Genomic DNA, 18,081 nt, shown 5'->3' with positions numbered 1-18,081 from the left:
AGTATTTATTAAATGCGCTAGGCAGCAATAGTTTTTTCGGCTTTGCCGCTTATCAAAACAGATATGAAAACCATTTGCAAGAGTGCAGTAAGAATAGATTTTCTTGAAATTTCTTTATGAAAGGCGAAAAGGCTATGTTCAAAAAGGTTTTAATTGCGAACCGCGGAGAAATTGCAGTTCGTGTGATACGAGCTTGCAGAGAGCTTGGCATACATACGGTCGCGGTATATTCCACAGCTGATAAAAACGCTCTTCACGCAAAAATTGCCGACGAGGCGGTTTGTATTGGTCCCGCGGCAAGCAAGGACAGCTATCTTAATGTGAGAGCGATTATATCTGCCTGTGAGATAACGGGGGCGGACGCCGTTCACCCCGGCTTTGGTTTTTTATCGGAAAATCCCGCGTTTGCCAGAACCTGCGAGAAGTGCGGGATCACGTTTATAGGTCCAAGGGCGCACAGCATTGAAATGCTCGGCGACAAGGCTCAGGCAAAGGAAACGATGAAAGAAGCGGGAGTGCCGGTAATAATGGGCTCCGACGGAGCAATTTCAAATATCCACGCGGCTCATACCCTTGCCAATGAGCTGGGCTATCCCGTTATGGTCAAGGCGTCAGCGGGCGGCGGCGGCAGAGGCATAAGGATCGTCCGTTCAGACGATGAGCTTGACGCGCAGATGACCGCGGCGAAGCAGGAGGCGCTTGCCTGCTTCGGAAACGACGAGATATACATAGAAAAGTTTATTGAAAATCCGAAGCACATCGAAATTCAGATACTTGCGGATAATTACGGAGACGTTATTTATCTGGGAGAAAGAGACTGCTCTATGCAGAGAAGAAATCAGAAGGTGCTGGAGGAGGCTCCGTCGCCTGTAATGACCGAGGAGCTTCGCAGGAAAATGGGCGAGGCGGCTGTAAAGGCGGCTAAGGTATGCGGCTACAGAAACGCCGGAACTATTGAATTCCTGGTGGACGGCAAGGGTAATTTCTACTTCATGGAAATGAATACCCGTATACAGGTGGAGCATCCAATAACCGAGGAGGTTACCGGAGTAGATCTTGTAAAGCAGCAGCTGCTTATTGCTTCCGGAGAACATCTGGCAATAAGGCAGGAGGATGTAAAAATAAGCGGTCATGCGATAGAATGCAGAATAAACGCGGAAAATCCGGCATTGGGCTTCAGACCGTCGCCGGGTGTGATTCAGTCGCTGCACATTCCCGGAGGTCCCGGCATAAGAGTTGACAGCGCGGTTTATCAGGGCTATGAAATATCTCCTTATTATGACAGTATGATTGCGAAGCTTATCGTGCACGGAGCCACCCGCGAGGAGGCTATTGCCAAAATGACATGGGCGCTTTCGGAGTTTATTGTTGACGGAGTTGCTACCAATATAGATTTTCAGCTGAAGCTTATCCGTACGGAGGCTTTTCTGAAGGGCGATTATGACAACGGTTTTCTTGGCCGGACGGACATTTTATAGAAAGGGGACGGTTTAAATGCTGGAGGATTTGTTTTCGGTAGTAAAAACCCGTTTTAACGGCGGAGACGGAAAATCAGACACCGTTAAGAAAAGCAAAACCGACATTCCGAAGGGACTGCTGTTTAAATGTCCCAGATGCGCAAGCGTTACGCTGATAGAGGATTTTCAGAATAACGGAAAGGTCTGCCCTAACTGTAATTATCATTCACGTCTGACGTCGAGGGAAAGGCTGGATATTACTGTAGACAAGGGCAGCCTTGAGGAATTTGACGCGCAGATGATATCCAAAAACCCTATTGATTTTCCCGATTATGAGGAAAAACAGAAGGCTCTCAGGGAAAAAACGGGTCTGAGTGACGCTGTTATAACAGGAAGAGCCGCGATCAGGGGCGAGGATGTAGTTATTATAGTAATGGATTCGAATTTTATGATGGCGTCAATGGGCAGCGTAGTCGGCGAGAAGATTACCAGAGCCTTTGAATACGCTACGGAAAACCGCCTGCCTGTAGTTGCGTTTACGGCGTCTGGCGGCGCGAGAATGCAGGAGGGTATAGTTTCTCTTATGCAGATGGCTAAAACCAGCGGAGCCGTAGCCCGTCACAGCGAAGCGGGGCTGCTTTATATTACCGTTATGACCGATCCTACCACAGGCGGCGTAACGGCGTCATTTGCGTCGCTTGGAGATATTATTATAGCGGAACCCAAGGTGCTTATAGGCTTTGCAGGCAGAAGAGTTATCGAGGGCACCATAAAGCAGAAGCTGCCGGACGAATTCCAGTCTGCGGAGTTTATGCTTGAATCGGGCTTTGTAGATATGATCGTGGAGCGTAAGAAAATGCGGAGAACGCTGGCACATCTTCTTAAGCTTCATAATTCCAAGGAGGGCGGAGCGCATGAGTAATCTTACAGCCAGCCAGAGGCTTGACATAATACGTCATAAGGGCAGGCCGACGGTAAGGGATTATATTCCGCTTATATTTGACGATTTCTATGAAATGCACGGCGACCGTTATTACGGCGACGACGGAGCGATAATGGGCGGAGTATGCCGTTTCAAGGGTATGCCTGTTACGGTCATCGCTCAGGTAAAGGGAAGAAATCTTGAGGAAAATAAGGAATGTAATTTCGGTATGCCTCATCCCGAGGGCTACAGAAAGGCTCTCAGGCTTGCCAAGCAGGCGGAGAAGTTCCGCAGACCGGTTATATGTCTGGTTGATACGTCGGGAGCGTTCTGCGGTGTAGAAGCTGAAAAGCGGGGACAGGGCGAGGCTATCGCCCAATGCATTATGGAGTTTATGACGCTTAAAACGCCCGTTATTTCCATTATACTTGGCGAGGGAGGCTCAGGCGGAGCGATTGCTATGGCGGTATGCGACGAGCTTGCAATGCTTGAGAATGCGATTTATTCGGTTATATCTCCCAGAGGCTTTGCGTCCATTCTGTGGAAGGACGCGTCAAGAGAGCGCGAAGCCTGCGATATTATGAAGATAACCGCGGAGGATCTTCAGCGGCTCAAGGTTTGCGATTATATTATTGCCGAGCCTGCCGGAGGCGCTCATAACGACTGCGAGCAGACCGCTGAAAATATATCCGACTATATTTATGAGGCGATGCAAAGAAAATTGAAAAAAGGACTTGACGAATTGCTCAATGAACGTTATAATAAGTTTAGGATAGTTGGCGAATTTCAAGAGAATGGCATTTAGCCTAATTAAAGGCATTGAGGCTGCTGTTCGGCTCAACTATTATAAGGCATCATAGGCTTGCTGTGCTGCCGCATATTCTTAAGCAGAATGGAGGGTGCTTTCAGTGGTATTTGAAAAGGTTCGTGATATCGTTGTAGATCAGCTTGACGCCGATGAGAACGATGTTACTATGGAATCATCGATCGTTGACGACCTGGGTGCAGATTCGCTTGACGTTGTTGACCTTGTTATGTCGATCGAAGAGGAGTTTGATGTTGAAATTCCTGACGAAGAGGTTGAAAACATCAAAACTGTCGGAGATATTGTAAAATATATCGAGTCAGCTTCAAACGAGGATTAATTTCGTAAGTTTGTGAGAGCCTTTCCGGTTATATGCGGAGAGGTTCTTTTTTTTTTTCAGTGTTTACAGAATATTAACAAGAAATCCGGCTTTTGAATTGTATTATAAATGAAAAGCTTTTCAAACAAATATAACGTATTGCACAAAGGGGGGAGCGGATCACGACACATAAAGATGTGGAAAGAGCCTTTGGAATGTATGCCGATATGGTATACAGAATAAGCTTTATGTATTTCAAGGGAAATCAGCACGATATAGAGGACGCCGTATCCGCTGTATTTTTGAAGTATATGGAGCACGGCGCATTTTTTGAAAGCCCTGAGCATGAAAAGGCGTGGCTTATCGTAACGGCTCAGAATCTTTGCAGAAATACCTTAAGTCATTGGTGGAGAAGAAAAGCCGCAAACGCCGGGGAATGTGAAACGGCAATGGAGAGAACAGCGGATTTTGAAATCAGCGAAACAATGGAAGCGGTGCTTGAGCTGCCGGAAAAACTGAGAAACGCCGTATACCTTTATTATTATGAGGGCTATTCGGCAGAGGAGATAGGAAAGATATATTATGTAAGCGAAAGCACCGTATACAGCTGGCTTCATAAGGGCAGAAAAAGATTAAAAAAAATGCTCGCGGCGGAGGATGGGTAAAAGTTAATGCGTATACATATTAAAAAGCGCTTTTTATTATAACAAACGGATGACGGCAAAGCGGAAAGCGAGGTCAGGTCAATGATTAACAGAATTATAGAAACAGAAAAAAGCGATCCGATTAAGGCTGAATTTGAAAGGATCAGAATGCCTGATGAATCAAAGAAAAGGGTTTTGAATCGTCTGCTGGAAGATCAGAAGGAAAGAGAAGCAATGCCTGAGAACGCGGTAAAGGCAAAACCAGCGGAAGGAGCAAAAATAAAAAGTTCAAGGTCCTTTGTTTCAATAGCGGCAGCGGCGGCGGTATGCATTGCGGCAGTTTTTGCGCAGCTGTATATTGAGGGAGAAATAAAAAAGGACGAAAATGAAGCTCCGCCTGCGGCAGTAAGCTCAGGCGCGGAAAGCGCGGCTCAGGTGCAACAGGACATGAACGATTGGACTCCTAATCTGGAAAATGATTTATATCATGTTGTGCCTGGGACTACTTCGGTTGATTTTAAAGAGATAGTGTCTAAAGCAACAGGGGAATCCCAAAGCGTAATAGATATTTGCGATATATGCGAGGCTGACGGGCGGATATATATTCTGTATCTCTGTTACAGCGGAGAAGGGAGCGTTTCTCTCGGAAGCATGGACGCTTCGGCAGGAGATTTCAATGAGCTTTACAGCGTAAGCTGTGAAGCCTATGAGAGCGTCTCTTACTTAAGCGGCCGGTTTGTCAACGGGGGAGCGTATATTCTCGTAGGAAATGAAGTATACGGATACAGCTTTAATGAAGGGAAAAACGTATTTAATGTGGATTTTGACGAACTTGATTATACCAGCTTTGAAGTTGAAATAGTCGAATATCAGTCAACCTTTTCAAATGATATGAAAACGATGTATTTTTGGAATAGTGAAAACAACGCTGTAATATATACGGCAAACGTAAATGGAGAAGTAAAAAAATATCCCGTAGTTGATCCCGCGGGGGAAAGCATAGGCGAGGAAAATGTAATAAACGTCTATGCCGCTTCGGACGGAACGCTGTACTACAATATGTTCAGTTATGAAAGCGGCGAGGTTGAGGAAGATGAAATAGGATTCCTTACGTTCACTCAGACAGGCGAATGTATGACTAACGCGCTTATATCTCAGAAATCGCAGGATAATACGACATTATCGGTCATAGGTACGGATCGTAACGGAGGCTTCTATTATTACAGTGAGTCGGAGGATAATATAAAAGTAACGCGCTGCGGTTCCGACGGTCAGGTAGTATATAGCGAGGAATTAAACGGTTTGTCTGAAGCCGATATACAGATCGGCTATGTAAATGAGGCGTCAAACTTTATAGTATCAGATGACGGCGAATATTTAGTATATATGAAAGAGGTCTTTGATACCCTGTCACGGGAATATTATGATGTTGAACGTCTGGAAATTGAAGTATATCAGATAGATACGGGGGATAAGATTACTGACTGGAGTATATCCGACGTTTCAAAATACAATATCGTAGGAATACTGCCTGTTACCGCAAACGGCAGAGTGTCATTGTATTTAATGAGAACAGAAAGAGAATCGGCTTTTATTTATGATATCTACAGTTCCGATACAGATGAAATAAACAGCGAAATCATGATAGAGCAGTATAATAGTCAATCATAATCTTAAATATCGCGAAAACTGCCGCACCATTGGAATATGGTGCGGCAGTTTTCGGTTATTTTTGCTGCTGTGCGGCAGCCGTAAGTTTTTTCGGTCTAATACTCCACCTGAGTAACGGTGTAGCCGTCCTTTTCGAGCAAATCAAGTATTCCGCCCTCGCCGGCGAAATGAGCCGCTCCGACTACATAGAAAACGTCCTTATCTCCCTCAAGCAGGGATTCCACAGCGTTTTTCATCGTTATGTTCCTGTCGTAAAGAAGCTGCTGGTGGTAATCCTCAAGCAGGCTGATCTCCTCGTCGGTAAGAGGCTCTCCGGCTTCTTCGGATTCTTTTATCATAGCGTCAAGGTCGTTTGATTCAGCAAAGAAATCATAATCTCCGGTTATCCACGCCTGATAGGTATCCTCCAGCGACTGGACCATTTCGTCCTTTGTTTCCTCGCTGTAGGAGGACAGTATAGCCTCATAGGTTTCCTCGGAAAGATTCATCAGCAGATCCAGCTGAAATTCCACAGACTCTACCTCGTATATCTCCTTGCCGTCGTCGTGAGCCATATCCAGCAGATATGAGTCTATTCCGTTGCCGGAGTCTAGATCCGTCTGCTGAGCAGCCAGAAGTTCCATTTGAGAATTAAGCGCCCAAAGCTTGAATGTTTCAAAATTATCAATATCAAGCCCGCAGGACTTAACGAAGCCTACAAGACCGTTGTAAATCTCCGCTGGGAGATGATCCTTTATTGTGGTTCCGTCTTCATAGTACATATTTTCAAGCTGTTTGAGCTGAATAGTAAAGTTTGTGGAAACGGTGGAGATATCGCATTCTACCGCTAGAATATCTGAGCTTTCATACGCCTCGGCGATTTTTTCCGGCAGAGGATATACCTCGTCCTTCAGAGCGTGCATGGAGCCAAGCATAGTTATTTTTGTGCCGTCCTCAGAGGTTACTTCCCACATAAGCGGAGTTATTTCTGAGGATTCCTGCGGTTCAGCTGAGCTGCTGTCAGCTGATGATCCGTCGGTCTGTGACGAGGACGGAAGGGTTACCGCCGGAGCCGCCGTCGCGGCGGAAGAAGATTCCGCGGCAGAAGAACCGTTATCGGCGTCTGAACAGGCTGAGGCTGAAATACAGATCGCGCACAGCAGACACAGGAGCGTAGGTTTATGCTTATTGTTAGATTTCATTGAGCTGATCTCCCTTATATTAGTTTTTAGTAAATAATGATTTTCTTTGTTTTCTGTTCTTTTTCTGTCCCAGGCTCAGCGACATGGTAAATATCTTATCGCTTGTAAATACTCTGATAGCGAAGGTCATGCAAACTGCCAGTACGATGAGCTGATATATCAGTCCGCCCCAGTAAACGGACATATTATCGAACATTATATTTTCCGAAGCCATAAACGTATGGGTAAACGGAATGGCGTATACTATGTACCTGAGTATCGGGGAGAGGGTTTTGATGTCAAGCATAAGCGAAAGAAGATAAGGAATGATCGCCGCTATCATAATAGGCATTATCAGTGTCTGACCTGATTTTGCGTCCTTTGCAAGAGCTCCGAGTATCAGGGAGATAGAAAGTGAAATCAGTATCGTAGTAAACATCTGTATACCTACAAGGACGTATTCTCCCGCCGAAAGCGAAAGACCGAGATAATCCACAATATTATTGTATTCCGAAGTATCTCCTAGCGTAAATCCCGACATCATATTGTTCATGCCGAACATGAATACAACCGCATAAAGCGCGGCGACAATAGCTGCCGATAGCATTTTGGAACTGAGCACGGCCATTCTGGAAACCGGAGCCGAAAGCAGGGTTTCAAGGGTCTTATCCAGCTTTTCAGTGGAAACGGCGTTAAGTATCATCTGCGAGGAATACATTATAAGCAGATAAACGATTATCGGCACAAACATTCCCTGCATCTGGCACATGGAGTAAAGTATCATTGATGAAATTTCAGCCGACTTGCTTCCGACAACGGTGGTTTCGGAAATTGTAACGGGCGTTTCAAGCTGAAGCACCTCGTCCTCGTCAAGCTTTCCTTTAGAAACCTTATCGTTGTAGAGCGCGGATTTTACTGCGGATTCTATTAAAGCAAGCGCAGTGTCGGAGCCTGTGGAAACGTTGGACATCGTTGAAAGGGAGGTCATCTGGCTTATGTATATTGTTTCAGCCTGCTCCCCATTGTCTACCTGTTCCGTAAAGCCCTTGGGGATTATCACCAGATTTTTCTTGTCAAGTCTTTTCAGTTCCTTTGCGTAATCGTCGCTTTCAAGCTCAACCAGTGTAACATCGTTTTCTATTCCGTCGGCAGGGTTTTTCATAAGGGCAATTACCGATTTGGTAAAATCGGTGTTGTCCTGATCGCAGATGGTTATTCTGGAGCTTTCCTCCTGAGTCGTTTCCATTGCTCCCGTCATTGCGTCGCCGGCAACCGAAAGAATTATGACCATTATCACAAGCGTAAGTATGGTTTGCGGAGTGAGCATTTCTTTTAGCTCTTTTCGGAGCAGATTAACAAACTTCATTGCTCATCACCACCTTTTCAAATACTTCCTCAAGATTTTTCGTGCCGTATTTTTCTTTAAGTTCTGCGGGAGTTCCTACTTCCAGCAGATGACCCTTTGCAATTATTCCTACACGATCCGAAACGTATTCAATTTCGAGCATATTGTGGGAGGAAAGCAAAAAGCTCATGCCTTGTGCGGAAAGATTTTTGATCATGCGTCTGATCTCGAGAGCGTTTATAATATCAAGTCCCGAGGTGGGCTCGTCGAATATTGCCAGCGCAGGCTTGGACATTATCGCCCTTGCAAGCAGCAGCTTTCTTATCATACCTCTTGAATAGCTTCCTATTTTATCGTTAAGCCTGTCGCCAAGTTCGCAGATCTCGCAGCCTGTTTTTACAAACTCTGCCGCCTGAGCTTTGTTGTCTGCGTAAATACCTGCCATGAATTCAAGATAGCCTTTCCCAGTCATGGTTTTGTAGGCTCCCGCTTCGTCGGGGAGGTATGTAATGTTTTTCCTGACCTTTTCAGGTTCGTTAAGGATACTGTGTCCTGCTACAACAGCGTCCCCCTCTGTCGCCTTGAGCAGAGTAGCGATCATTCTGATAGTTGTGGTCTTTCCGGCTCCGTTGGGGCCGATAAGCGCAAATATTTCGCCCTTCCGTACTTCAAAGCTGACGTCCTGCGAAGCGTAAACGCCTTTTTTGTACTGCTTTGACAGCCCGCGGACTTCCAGCACATTCTGAGTCTGCGTTTCCATAAAACTTCGTTCCTTTCTTTTAAACAATATTTCATTGATGTTACTACTTAATTATATAATAAATCGTCCTTTTTTACAAGCATAAAAACGGTTATTTCATTATATTTTTGATAGTAAACATTATTTACTTATATTATATATTTTAATTACAAGTTTGTCAATAGTTTTTACCTAAAATGAGTAATAAAATTTTCTGAATCTGCTTTCAGGATATTTACTGTAACAGGACAGCAGAATAAATCATATCAGCCCTGTTTGACAAATCTGAACGATTATATTATATCATCACTAACTTTAGTTGTCAATAACAAAATTCAAGTGTTTGTATAACAACGTAGATTTGTTATAATTAATTAAGAGGTGTTGAGCGCCTGTGTTAACAGCATCAATACATAAATCTGTCTGAAGCATCGGAAGGAGGATATGCTCTGATTAAGAGAGCGTTATTCAGAATGATGGTAAAGAATCTTAAAAAGCTGAGAAATAAAAAAGGCGTTTCACAGCGTGAACTTGCAAAAGCGGTTATGGTTTCACAGCAGAGTATAAATAAATATGAAAATCATGATGTTGAGCCCGATATCGGTACGTTGATAAAAATGGCGGATTATTTTAACGTTAGTCTGGATTATCTGGTAGGAAGGGAATATTGTGCGGAAGATATTGAAGGAACGCAGATAGCCGTAAGCCGAGAGGATATAGACGAGCTTAAAAGCTCAGTTGAAAATTTTATAGACAAATATACCGATTAGACAACGCTGTATCAGTGCGACGATGCGCTTGATTCTGTATTTTTCTTTTTAATTATTACAAAACAGATACTCAGAGTTAATTTTAATTCAGATATAATGAAAATTGTGTCAGATTTTTTGTACAGCTCTGAGGATTTATTTGTTACAAAGGGGTAACAGAAAAGAGTAAAAAAACGTACTGGTGTTGAAAGATTTAAAAGTTTTCAACTTTATATAAGAGGGTTTCACTGAGTTTTTAACAGTTTCAACAGAGTTTTCAACACTTTTGCCCGTTAGGAAGTGTAGTTTTCAACTGTCCAAATAAACTCCCGTTACCGTTTTGTAACCATATAGTTATGATTTGTAGTGAAAATTCGTGCACATTTCCTGCGCGGAGGGGTTCATAAAGTTGCTATTGAAGCAAAAATAATATATAATATAACTGCGGACAGTGTAACTATCAGGAAGCTGATTAAATATACGTCTTACACTGCTTAAAAAGCGAAAGGACTTGATTTTAATGCGAGCAAGCGGAATTCTTATGCATATATCTTCTCTGCCTAACTGCTATGGAATAGGAAAGCTTGGAAAGGAGGCCCGAAGCTTTGCGGATTTTCTCAAAAGCTCCGGTCAGAGATACTGGCAGATACTTCCCATTTCACCTACCAGTTATGGAGATTCGCCTTATCAGAGCTTTTCGGTATTTGCGGGCAATCCGTACTTTATCGATTTTGAGTCGCTGGAAAGCGAAGGGCTTTTAAAGCCGTCCGATTATAAAAAAATCAAGTGGGGCGAGGATCCCTGTCGGGTGGACTACGGTCTGATGTATAAAAAGGTATTCGGCGTTCTGAAAAAAGCATATGCGGCGTTTGACGGAAACACGGATAAGGATTATCTGAGCTTTATGGAGAAAAACGCCGGCTGGGTAAAGGATTACGGTCTTTTTATGGCGCTCAAATCCGCGCACGGCGGCAGGGCATGGTACGAATGGGAAGAGCCGCTGAAAATGTTTGAGTACAAAGCTATAGCGGACGCGCGTGAAAAATATTCTGATGAGATCAGCTTCTGGTGCTTTGTCCAGTATGAGTATTCAAAGCAGTGGGGCAGGCTCAAGCAGTACGCGAATTCGCTGGGCATTGAGATAATAGGTGATATTCCTATCTATGTTGCTTACGACAGCGTGGAGGTCTGGACAAAGCCGCGGTATTTTCTGCTTGACGAAAACAAAACGCCCGTAGACGTGGCAGGCTGTCCTCCCGACGTATTTTCCGTCAAGGGGCAGCTGTGGGGAAATCCGCTGTATCGCTGGGACGTAATGGAAACGGAGAATTTCCGCTGGTGGATAGACCGTATAAGAGCGGCTGTTCAGACCTATGACGTTGTCAGAATAGACCATTTCAGAGGCTTTGAAAGCTATTATGCCATTCCCTACGACAGAGAGGACGCCGTTGTAGGCGAATGGCGCAAGGGACCGGATATGAAGCTGTTTAGGGAAGTGAAAAAACAGCTTGGGAACTGCCGCATAATTGCCGAGGATCTCGGCTTTATCACGCCTAAGGTGGCAAGACTGCTTAAAAGCAGCGGCTTTCCGGGAATGAAGGTGCTGCAGTTTGCGTTTGCTCCTGACGGAAAAAGCAACTATCTGCCGCACAACTATAAAAATTCAAACAATATATGCTATACGGGAACTCACGACAACGAAACCGCCGCGGGCTGGGTAAGGAGCGCCGGACGTAAGGAGCTTAAATTCTGTCGGGATTATCTTAACGTAAGGCGCAATAAGGATATTCCCTGGGGAATGATAAGGGCGGCGTGGGCGAGCGTGTCAGATACGGCGATCGCTCAGATGCAGGATTTTTTGGAGCTTGATTCCTCGGCAAGAATGAACACTCCCTCGACCTTGGGAGGAAACTGGCAGTGGAGAGCGTCGGAGGATATGTTTACCGACGGGCTTGCCGAAAGGATATACGGCATTACAAAGCTTTATGACAGGCTGGGAGAGCAGTGATTACAGTAAGGTAATGAAAGGATCGGTATATGGACAGGAGTAATTTTATCAGAGAAATTGAAAGCGGTCTGAACAGCAAATTCGGCAGGGGAATCGAAAACGCAACGCCGGTTCAGCTGCACGACAGCATTGCAGGAGCGGTAATGCGCGACATTTCCGGCAGATGGAATAAAAGCGTTGAAAAACACCTTTCCGGCAGACGCGCCTGCTATCTTTCCATGGAATTTCTTATGGGCAGAGCGGTGTATAACAATCTGCTTTGCTTGGGGATAAAGGACGAGGTTGACGGACTTCTGAAGGAGCATGGACGCTCTCTTTCCGAGCTTGAGGAAATAGAGGACGCGGCGCTGGGCAACGGAGGACTGGGCAGGCTTGCGGCTTGCTTTCTTGATTCTGCCGCCGCTCACGATATTCCGCTGGACGGTTACGGAATACGTTATAAATACGGGATTTTCAGACAGGCGATAGAAAACGGCTTTCAGCGCGAATATGCCGACGACTGGCAGAAATACGGAGACCCGTGGTCAAAGCGCCGCGACTCCGACGCGGTAGAGGTAGTGTATGCCGACGAAACGGTAAGGGCTGTTCCTTACGATATGCCGATAATCGGCTACGGTACTGAGAATGTGGGAAATTTAAGGCTGTGGCAGGCTGAGGCGGTAAACGAGTTTGATTTCGCCAAATTTGACTGCGGAAGCTATGCCGAGGCGGTGGCGGCGAAAACAAGCGCGGAAAATATTTCTATGGTGCTCTACCCCAACGACAACTGCGAGGAGGGAAAGATACTGCGCCTGAAACAGGAATATTTCTTTTCCGCGGCTTCTCTTGCAGATATCGTTAAAAAGCATATTGAGCGCAGCGGAACGCTTGACAATTTTGCGGACAAGGTTACGATACAGCTTAACGACACTCATCCGGTAATCGCGATTCCTGAGCTGATGAGACTGCTTTGCGACGTTTACGGAATGGATTTTGAAAGGGCGTTTGAAATAACCCGAAAAACCTTTAACTATACAAACCATACTATTATGCAGGAGGCTCTTGAAAAGTGGAGCGCGGCGCTTATGGAGCGGCTTCTGCCGAGGGTCTATGCGTATGTTCTTATGATAAATGAACGGTTTATTAAGGAAATGTACGCGCTGGGCAAGGACAGGGAGTTTATCCGCAGGCTTGCGCCGGTTTCGGATTCTACGGTAAAAATGGCTGATATGGCGGTATATATGTCGTCCTATACCAACGGAGTCGCGAAGATCCATACAGATATACTGAAGGCTGATACCTTGAAGGACTGGTACGGGCTTTATCCCGAACGTTTTCAGAATAAAACCAACGGAATAACCCAGCGGCGGTGGCTTGCGCTCTGCAACGAGGAGCTTTCCGCTCTTATTACCCGTCTGCTGGGAAACGACGGCTGGATAAAGGACCTGGATCGGCTTGCGCAGCTGAAAAAATACGCGGATGATGAGGACGTGCTCCGTGAATTTATGGCGGTAAAGGAAACCAAAAAGCGTCAGCTTGCGGATTTCATCAGGGTGCACGACGGAGCTGAGATAGACCCCGGCACTGTTTTCGACATTCAGATAAAACGGCTGCACGAATACAAAAGGCAGCTTTTGAACGCTCTTTCCATTTTGTATATCTATTACGGAATAAAGGACGGGTCGATAAAGGACTTTACTCCGACTACTTACATTTTCGGCGCGAAATCGGCGCCGGGATACCGCAGGGCAAAGGCTGTGATCAAGCTGATCGGCGAAATCGGAAAGCTTGTTAATTCTGATCCGGAAACCAAAGGTCTGATAAAGGTGGTATTTGTACAGAACTACAATGTTTCCTATGCGGAAAAGCTGGTTGCGGCCGCCGACATATCAGAGCAGATATCCACTGCCGGAACCGAGGCCTCCGGAACGGGTAATATGAAGCTTATGCTTAACGGAGCGGTAACTCTCGGTACTCTTGACGGAGCCAATGTTGAGATCGCCGAGGAAGCGGGAGAGGAAAACGAATATATCTTCGGCGCAAGGGTTGACGAGCTGAAAAAAATCATGCCGGAGTACGATCCGAGGAAGCTTGTTTTCAGCGATGAAAAAATTAACAGGGCGCTTGATAAGCTGATCGACGGCAGTCTGGACGACGGCGGCGTACCCTCCGGCCAGGAGGGTAGCTTCAAGGAGCTTTATAAGGCGCTTACTGACGGCGCCAGCTGGCACGTTCCCGATCATTATTATGTCATAGGCGATCTTAACAGCTATGTTGAAGCCAAGCTTAAAGCCAACGCCGATTACAGGGACGGGCTTGCGTTCGCGAAAAAATGCTGGCTAAATATGTGCTCCGCGGGAAAATTCTCTTCTGACAGAACCGTAAAGGATTATGCGGAAAATATTTGGAAGCTTTAAGGGTATAATAAAACGGCAGAGCTGAGGCGTCTGCCGTTTTGGTTTATTTACAGGCTGAATGTAAATCCGTTTTGAAGGCTTTGCGGATCGCTATAGGAATCGGGGAAAGGACCATATGAAAAGACTGTACTGCAACGGAAAAATAATTACTATGAGGTCGCCGGAGGTCTATGACTATATTATCGCCGAAAACGGAATTATTGAACACGTCGGAAAGGGGGAGGCTCCCTGCGGAGATTTTGAGGTGAAGGACCTTAAAGGAATGACGGCGATGCCGGCATTTATTGACGCTCACAGTCATTTTGCAGCCGTTGCGGATCGTACTTTGCAATGCAGGCTTGACAAAGCGTATTCCTTTGAGGATATAGAAAAGCTGATCAGAAGCTTTATGCGGGACAATGGCGTTAAGCCGGGGGAATGGGTGAAAGCGTCAGGCTACGACCACAATCAGCTAGCGGAGGGCGTTCATCCCGACATACGTCTGCTTGACAGAATATGCCCTAATAATCCGCTGGCGGTTTCTCACGCGTCAGGTCATATGGGCGTGTTTAATTCTGTGGCCCTGAAGCTTCTGGGAGCGAATGCTTCGGCGGCTCCGCCGGAGGGAGGAAAATTCGGGTACACCGACGGCAGACTTAACGGATATATGGAGGAAAGCGCCTTTCTGGAATATCTCAGGAAAACCCCCATGGTAAGCCGTGAAGAATATATGCGCGCCTTTGACAGAGCGCAGGGCAAATACGCCTCTAGCGGAATAACAACAGTTCAGGAGGGAATGCTTGTAAACGAGCTGTGTCCAGTCTATAAGGAGCTGGCAGAGTCGGAGCGGCTCAGGCTGGACGCCGTAGGATACGCGGATTACAGCAGCGCGGATAGTATATACGCTTGTCTGGGCGGTTCTTTCAGACATTTCCGGCTGGGAGGAGTGAAAATATTTCTGGACGGCTCTCCTCAGGGAAAAACCGCATATATGCTGGAGCCGTATGAGGGAGAGGACGAATACCGCGGTTATTCGGTCATGAGCAGCGAAGAGGTGATCTCGGCTTTGGAATATGCCGCCCGCCGCGGAATACAGCTGCTTGCGCATTGCAACGGCGACGCGGCGGCAGAGCAGTTTTTAAGCTGCGCGGAAAAAGCCGCAGCAAATTTTCCGGCTATCCGCGGTCTGCGGTTTGTAATGATCCACGCTCAGTTTGTAAGACCTTCTCAGATTGACAGAGCGAAGCTCCTGGGAATAATTCCTTCGTTTTTCACCGCTCACAGCTATTACTGGGGAGATACGCATATAAAAAACCTCGGCTTTGAAAGAGCGAGCGGAATGTCTCCCGCAAAATCGGCTCTTGAAAGGGGTATACCGTTTACCTTCCATCAGGATTCGCCTGTTATAGAGCCTGATATGCTTGAAACAATACGCTGTGCCGCCGAAAGAGTTACAAAGTCCGGTGTTCGGCTTGAACGGGAGAAAATTTCGGTTTTCGAGGCGCTGAGAGCGGTAACGGCAAACGCCGCCTATCAGTACGGAGAGGAAAAACGCAAGGGAACGCTGGAGAGAGGAAAAAACGAGGATATCGTGATTACGGATAAAAATCCTCTGGAGCAGGATATAAGCGGACTTGACGAAATAAGTATAGCGGCGACAGTAAAATCAGGCAAAACGGTTTATTCGGCAGAGTAAATTGTAATGAAAGCCGTTGTTTTGTAATAATAGTGTAATTGACATTTTCAGGGGTACGGATTATAATTAACGTGTAAAGTTATCGGAGGAGGAGACAAAACATATGGCAAAGATAAGCGTTGTTACTATTGAAAGACAGTATTGCAGCGGAGGAAGGGATATCGGCAGACTGGTTGCCGACAACCTGGGGGTAAAGTGCTATGATCATGAGCTTCTGGAGATGGCTGCCGACAGGATAGGAATTTCGGCTGAAGAGCTGAAGGAATTCGAGGAAGCGACGCTGAGTCCTTTTAAAGCCTCATTATCGTTCAGAACAGGGATAGATCGAAAGCTTGATCTTACGGAAAAAATATTTGCGGCGCAGGCGGAGCTTATAACGGAAATAGCAAAGCAGGGCCCTTGCGTTATCGTAGGCAGATGTGCGGATTATATCCTGAAAAACGTTGTCCGTACGCTTAGCGTATTTATTTACGCCAGCCATGAAAGCAGAATAAACCATGCGATGGAGGCTCACGGGATAAAATACGACGACGTTGAAAACGCGCTGAAGCGCTGCGATAAAAAAAGAGCGGATTTCTATAATATAAATACTACCCGAAACTGGTCGTCAATGCAGACCTACGATCTGTGTCTTAACAGCGGAAAGCTGGGCTATGAGGGCTGCGCCGATATAATTACGGGGATAGTTATGAACAGCAGATAAATTCAGCAGGCTATAAAAAACGAGGGAGAACAGTTAAGTCCTCCCTCGTTTTTTATATAAGGTTTAAAATCCGCTGAGTTTAATTTCCGTCCGTATAAATGTCTGCCCCGGACAAATTGAGATTGCAGCCGTCGCCCAGCTTGCTGTTGATCAGATTGACGACCGCTCTGGGAATCCTCGCGTTGGCAAGGTCGATGTAAACTCCGTCTGCTTTATGTCCAACGCTGTACATATTGCCTATTCCTTCGGTAGTTACGTTTACGTTTGCAAAACACACATTGCAGCCGTCGCCCAGCTTGCTTACAAGCATTGACACAGCTTTGCTTGTAAGGTTTGCGTTTGAAAAGTCAAAATTGCTTCCGTCGGACATATAACCAATATCAGGATGATCCCCTTGCGAGGAACAGATATTAACGTTTTGAAACTGGATATCGCAGCCGTCCCCAAAGCTTCTTAATGCTTCGGCAAGCTCGTTTTCAGATATATTTGAATTATTGAAGTTCATATTTGCCCCGTCGGAGCAGTTGAATGAACCTCCCGGACAGCCGCCGTAAGAAAAGTTTTGCGCGCGCTGAGCATAATATTCGTCACAGCTCAGATCCTCAAAATCCGCATAAGCTGAAAGCTCTTTTGCGGGAAAGATCCTTGCCGCCGCGTGCATTGCTATAAACACAAACGCAAACCTTTCGCAGTCATATGTGTTGAATGGAATCTCATAGATCCTGATAAAACCGTTGCCCCAGCGTTTGCTGAGAGTAGGCTTGTATTCGGCCTGCGCCAGTGAATATGCATATCTGTTTTCCCAGGCGGAGCTGATGTTCTCGCCTTCCGCTATAGGACAGATCACAAACTGTGAGGTTTCGTCGCGGGTATCGCAGATTCCGCCTGTCATGGCGAATCTGAAAACATATTCTGTGTTTTTTTCAAGCTGTTTTTCGCATATGATCTGCGTCCAGTCCCAGTACCAGTTTCCTATTTCAAAAACCTCGGTATTTTCGCCGGAGCAGTCTGTGATAAAAAGTCTTGAGCCAACGTTACTATCACAGCTTTTATCAAAATTAAACTCTCTTGCATTGAAATCTATAACCTTACTCATAATTTTATCCTCCGTATCGTTTGCGATCGGAGCATGAGTATTCAGTCTTATTTCACAGCCGCTGATATACTCAGCCCGACCGTTCTTTACTAACCCCTTAGCCCTTTTTGGGTAGGTGGTTCCGATTAAATTACCATGCCTGTCAGTAACCGTAATGTTTTTTGTCATGGGTGTCTTCCCCTCCGTTACCTTTTTGATATTAAATTATCGTTCTGTTTTTTGTTATGGGTGCCGTCCCCCGATGAATAAAGCATATCACAAAAAGGCTGTAAAGTCAATCAAGCATAGGATTTTTGGAGGTATATACAATGGCAGGCTGCAAAAAGTAAGCAGTATGCACAAAAAAATCCGGCTTTGATTTAAAGCCGGATCGTTTATTATTTGATTTTTTA

General features: G+C 45.7%; 15 protein-coding genes. 11 read left to right on the top strand and 4 right to left on the bottom strand.

The features are described 5' to 3' along the window. The first annotated feature begins 134 nt into the window (after positions 1–134). From EIH25_RS06220 to EIH25_RS06195, 6 genes are all read left to right on the top strand, one after another. Positions 135–1,478: an acetyl-CoA carboxylase biotin carboxylase subunit gene (locus tag EIH25_RS06220; RefSeq protein WP_124099782.1), complete on the top strand. Its 1,344-nt coding sequence runs from the start codon at positions 135–137 to the stop codon at positions 1,476–1,478. A gap of 16 nt (positions 1,479–1,494) precedes the next feature. Further along, the gene (accD, locus tag EIH25_RS06215) at positions 1,495–2,379 is read left to right on the top strand and encodes an acetyl-CoA carboxylase, carboxyltransferase subunit beta (protein ID WP_124099779.1); all 885 of its coding nucleotides are present in this window, start codon (positions 1,495–1,497) and stop codon (positions 2,377–2,379) included. Further along, the gene (locus EIH25_RS06210; RefSeq protein ID WP_124099777.1) at positions 2,372–3,184 is read left to right on the top strand and encodes an acetyl-CoA carboxylase carboxyltransferase subunit alpha; all 813 of its coding nucleotides are present in this window, start codon (positions 2,372–2,374) and stop codon (positions 3,182–3,184) included. Before accD ends, EIH25_RS06210 begins: the two co-directional genes overlap by 8 nt. A gap of 103 nt (positions 3,185–3,287) precedes the next feature. Continuing rightward, the gene (locus tag EIH25_RS06205) at positions 3,288–3,524 is read left to right on the top strand and encodes an acyl carrier protein (RefSeq protein WP_124099775.1); all 237 of its coding nucleotides are present in this window, start codon (positions 3,288–3,290) and stop codon (positions 3,522–3,524) included. 176 nt (positions 3,525–3,700) lie between these two features. Next, a complete protein-coding gene (locus EIH25_RS06200; RefSeq protein ID WP_243113106.1) occupies positions 3,701–4,168 on the top strand; it encodes a sigma-70 family RNA polymerase sigma factor in 468 nt (155 codons plus the stop codon). An 81-nt stretch (positions 4,169–4,249) separates the two neighbouring features. Beyond that, entirely contained in the window at positions 4,250–5,818 is a 1,569-nt protein-coding gene (locus tag EIH25_RS06195; protein WP_124099772.1) for a hypothetical protein, read from the top strand. A 95-nt stretch (positions 5,819–5,913) separates the two neighbouring features. Here EIH25_RS06195 and EIH25_RS06190 read toward each other — a convergent pair whose 3' ends face one another. The 3 genes from EIH25_RS06190 to EIH25_RS06180 are packed head-to-tail and all read right to left on the bottom strand — an operon-like array spanning position 5,914 to position 9,083. Then, positions 5,914–6,999, bottom strand: a complete 1,086-nt coding sequence (locus EIH25_RS06190) for a TraB/GumN family protein (protein WP_124099770.1) — start codon at positions 6,997–6,999, stop codon at positions 5,914–5,916. A gap of 19 nt (positions 7,000–7,018) precedes the next feature. Beyond that, positions 7,019–8,344 (bottom strand): ABC transporter permease, encoded by a 1,326-nt coding sequence (locus EIH25_RS06185; protein WP_124099768.1) that lies wholly within the window; start codon positions 8,342–8,344, stop codon positions 7,019–7,021. Then, positions 8,331–9,083 (bottom strand): ABC transporter ATP-binding protein, encoded by a 753-nt coding sequence (locus EIH25_RS06180; RefSeq protein WP_124099766.1) that lies wholly within the window; start codon positions 9,081–9,083, stop codon positions 8,331–8,333. The genes EIH25_RS06185 and EIH25_RS06180 overlap by 14 nt, the downstream gene beginning before the upstream one ends. A 452-nt stretch (positions 9,084–9,535) precedes the next feature. On the opposite strand from EIH25_RS06180, the gene EIH25_RS06175 reads away from it, so the two are divergent. From EIH25_RS06175 to EIH25_RS06155, 5 genes are all read left to right on the top strand, one after another. Next, positions 9,536–9,832 carry a helix-turn-helix transcriptional regulator gene (locus EIH25_RS06175; RefSeq protein WP_243113105.1) on the top strand — a complete coding sequence of 99 codons (297 nt, stop codon included), beginning with the start codon at positions 9,536–9,538 and terminating at the stop codon, positions 9,830–9,832. 493 nt (positions 9,833–10,325) lie between these two features. Continuing rightward, a complete protein-coding gene (gene malQ, locus EIH25_RS06170) occupies positions 10,326–11,819 on the top strand; it encodes a 4-alpha-glucanotransferase (RefSeq protein ID WP_347561949.1) in 1,494 nt (497 codons plus the stop codon). Positions 11,820–11,848: 29 nt separating this feature from the next. After that, on the top strand, positions 11,849–14,215 hold the full coding sequence (locus EIH25_RS06165) for a glycogen/starch/alpha-glucan phosphorylase (RefSeq protein ID WP_124099762.1): 2,367 nt from the start codon (positions 11,849–11,851) through the stop codon (positions 14,213–14,215). Positions 14,216–14,330: 115 nt separating this feature from the next. Next, on the top strand, positions 14,331–15,890 hold the full coding sequence (locus tag EIH25_RS06160) for an amidohydrolase (protein ID WP_124099760.1): 1,560 nt from the start codon (positions 14,331–14,333) through the stop codon (positions 15,888–15,890). Between the two features lie 103 nt (positions 15,891–15,993). Next, positions 15,994–16,593, top strand: coding sequence for a cytidylate kinase-like family protein (locus EIH25_RS06155; protein WP_124099758.1), 600 nt, complete (start codon positions 15,994–15,996; stop codon positions 16,591–16,593). Positions 16,594–16,672: 79 nt separating this feature from the next. On the opposite strand, the gene EIH25_RS06150 is transcribed toward EIH25_RS06155, so the two are convergent. Continuing rightward, on the bottom strand, positions 16,673–17,857 hold the full coding sequence (locus EIH25_RS06150; RefSeq protein ID WP_124099756.1) for a hypothetical protein: 1,185 nt from the start codon (positions 17,855–17,857) through the stop codon (positions 16,673–16,675). Positions 17,858–18,081: the final 224 nt, after the last annotated feature.

It is taken from the genome of Ruminococcus sp. Marseille-P6503, from assembly GCF_900604945.1.
In the GTDB taxonomy this organism is placed as follows: Bacteria; Bacillota; Clostridia; order Oscillospirales; family Ruminococcaceae; genus FB2012.
This window is presented reverse-complemented; position numbering and strand designations above follow the sequence as displayed.

Coding starts and splice junctions, on each gene's coding strand:
- EIH25_RS06220 (WP_124099782.1), top strand. CDS start 135: ATGTTCAAAAAGGTTTTAATTGCGAACCGCGGAGAAATTGCAGTTCGT.
- accD (WP_124099779.1), top strand. CDS start 1,495: ATGCTGGAGGATTTGTTTTCGGTAGTAAAAACCCGTTTTAACGGCGGA.
- EIH25_RS06210 (WP_124099777.1), top strand. CDS start 2,372: ATGAGTAATCTTACAGCCAGCCAGAGGCTTGACATAATACGTCATAAG.
- EIH25_RS06195 (WP_124099772.1), top strand. CDS start 4,250: ATGATTAACAGAATTATAGAAACAGAAAAAAGCGATCCGATTAAGGCT.
- EIH25_RS06190 (WP_124099770.1), bottom strand. CDS start 6,999: ATGAAATCTAACAATAAGCATAAACCTACGCTCCTGTGTCTGCTGTGC.
- EIH25_RS06185 (WP_124099768.1), bottom strand. CDS start 8,344: ATGAAGTTTGTTAATCTGCTCCGAAAAGAGCTAAAAGAAATGCTCACT.
- EIH25_RS06180 (WP_124099766.1), bottom strand. CDS start 9,083: ATGGAAACGCAGACTCAGAATGTGCTGGAAGTCCGCGGGCTGTCAAAG.
- EIH25_RS06175 (WP_243113105.1), top strand. CDS start 9,536: ATGATGGTAAAGAATCTTAAAAAGCTGAGAAATAAAAAAGGCGTTTCA.
- EIH25_RS06165 (WP_124099762.1), top strand. CDS start 11,849: ATGGACAGGAGTAATTTTATCAGAGAAATTGAAAGCGGTCTGAACAGC.
- EIH25_RS06160 (WP_124099760.1), top strand. CDS start 14,331: ATGAAAAGACTGTACTGCAACGGAAAAATAATTACTATGAGGTCGCCG.
- EIH25_RS06155 (WP_124099758.1), top strand. CDS start 15,994: ATGGCAAAGATAAGCGTTGTTACTATTGAAAGACAGTATTGCAGCGGA.
- EIH25_RS06150 (WP_124099756.1), bottom strand. CDS start 17,857: ATGACAAAAAACATTACGGTTACTGACAGGCATGGTAATTTAATCGGA.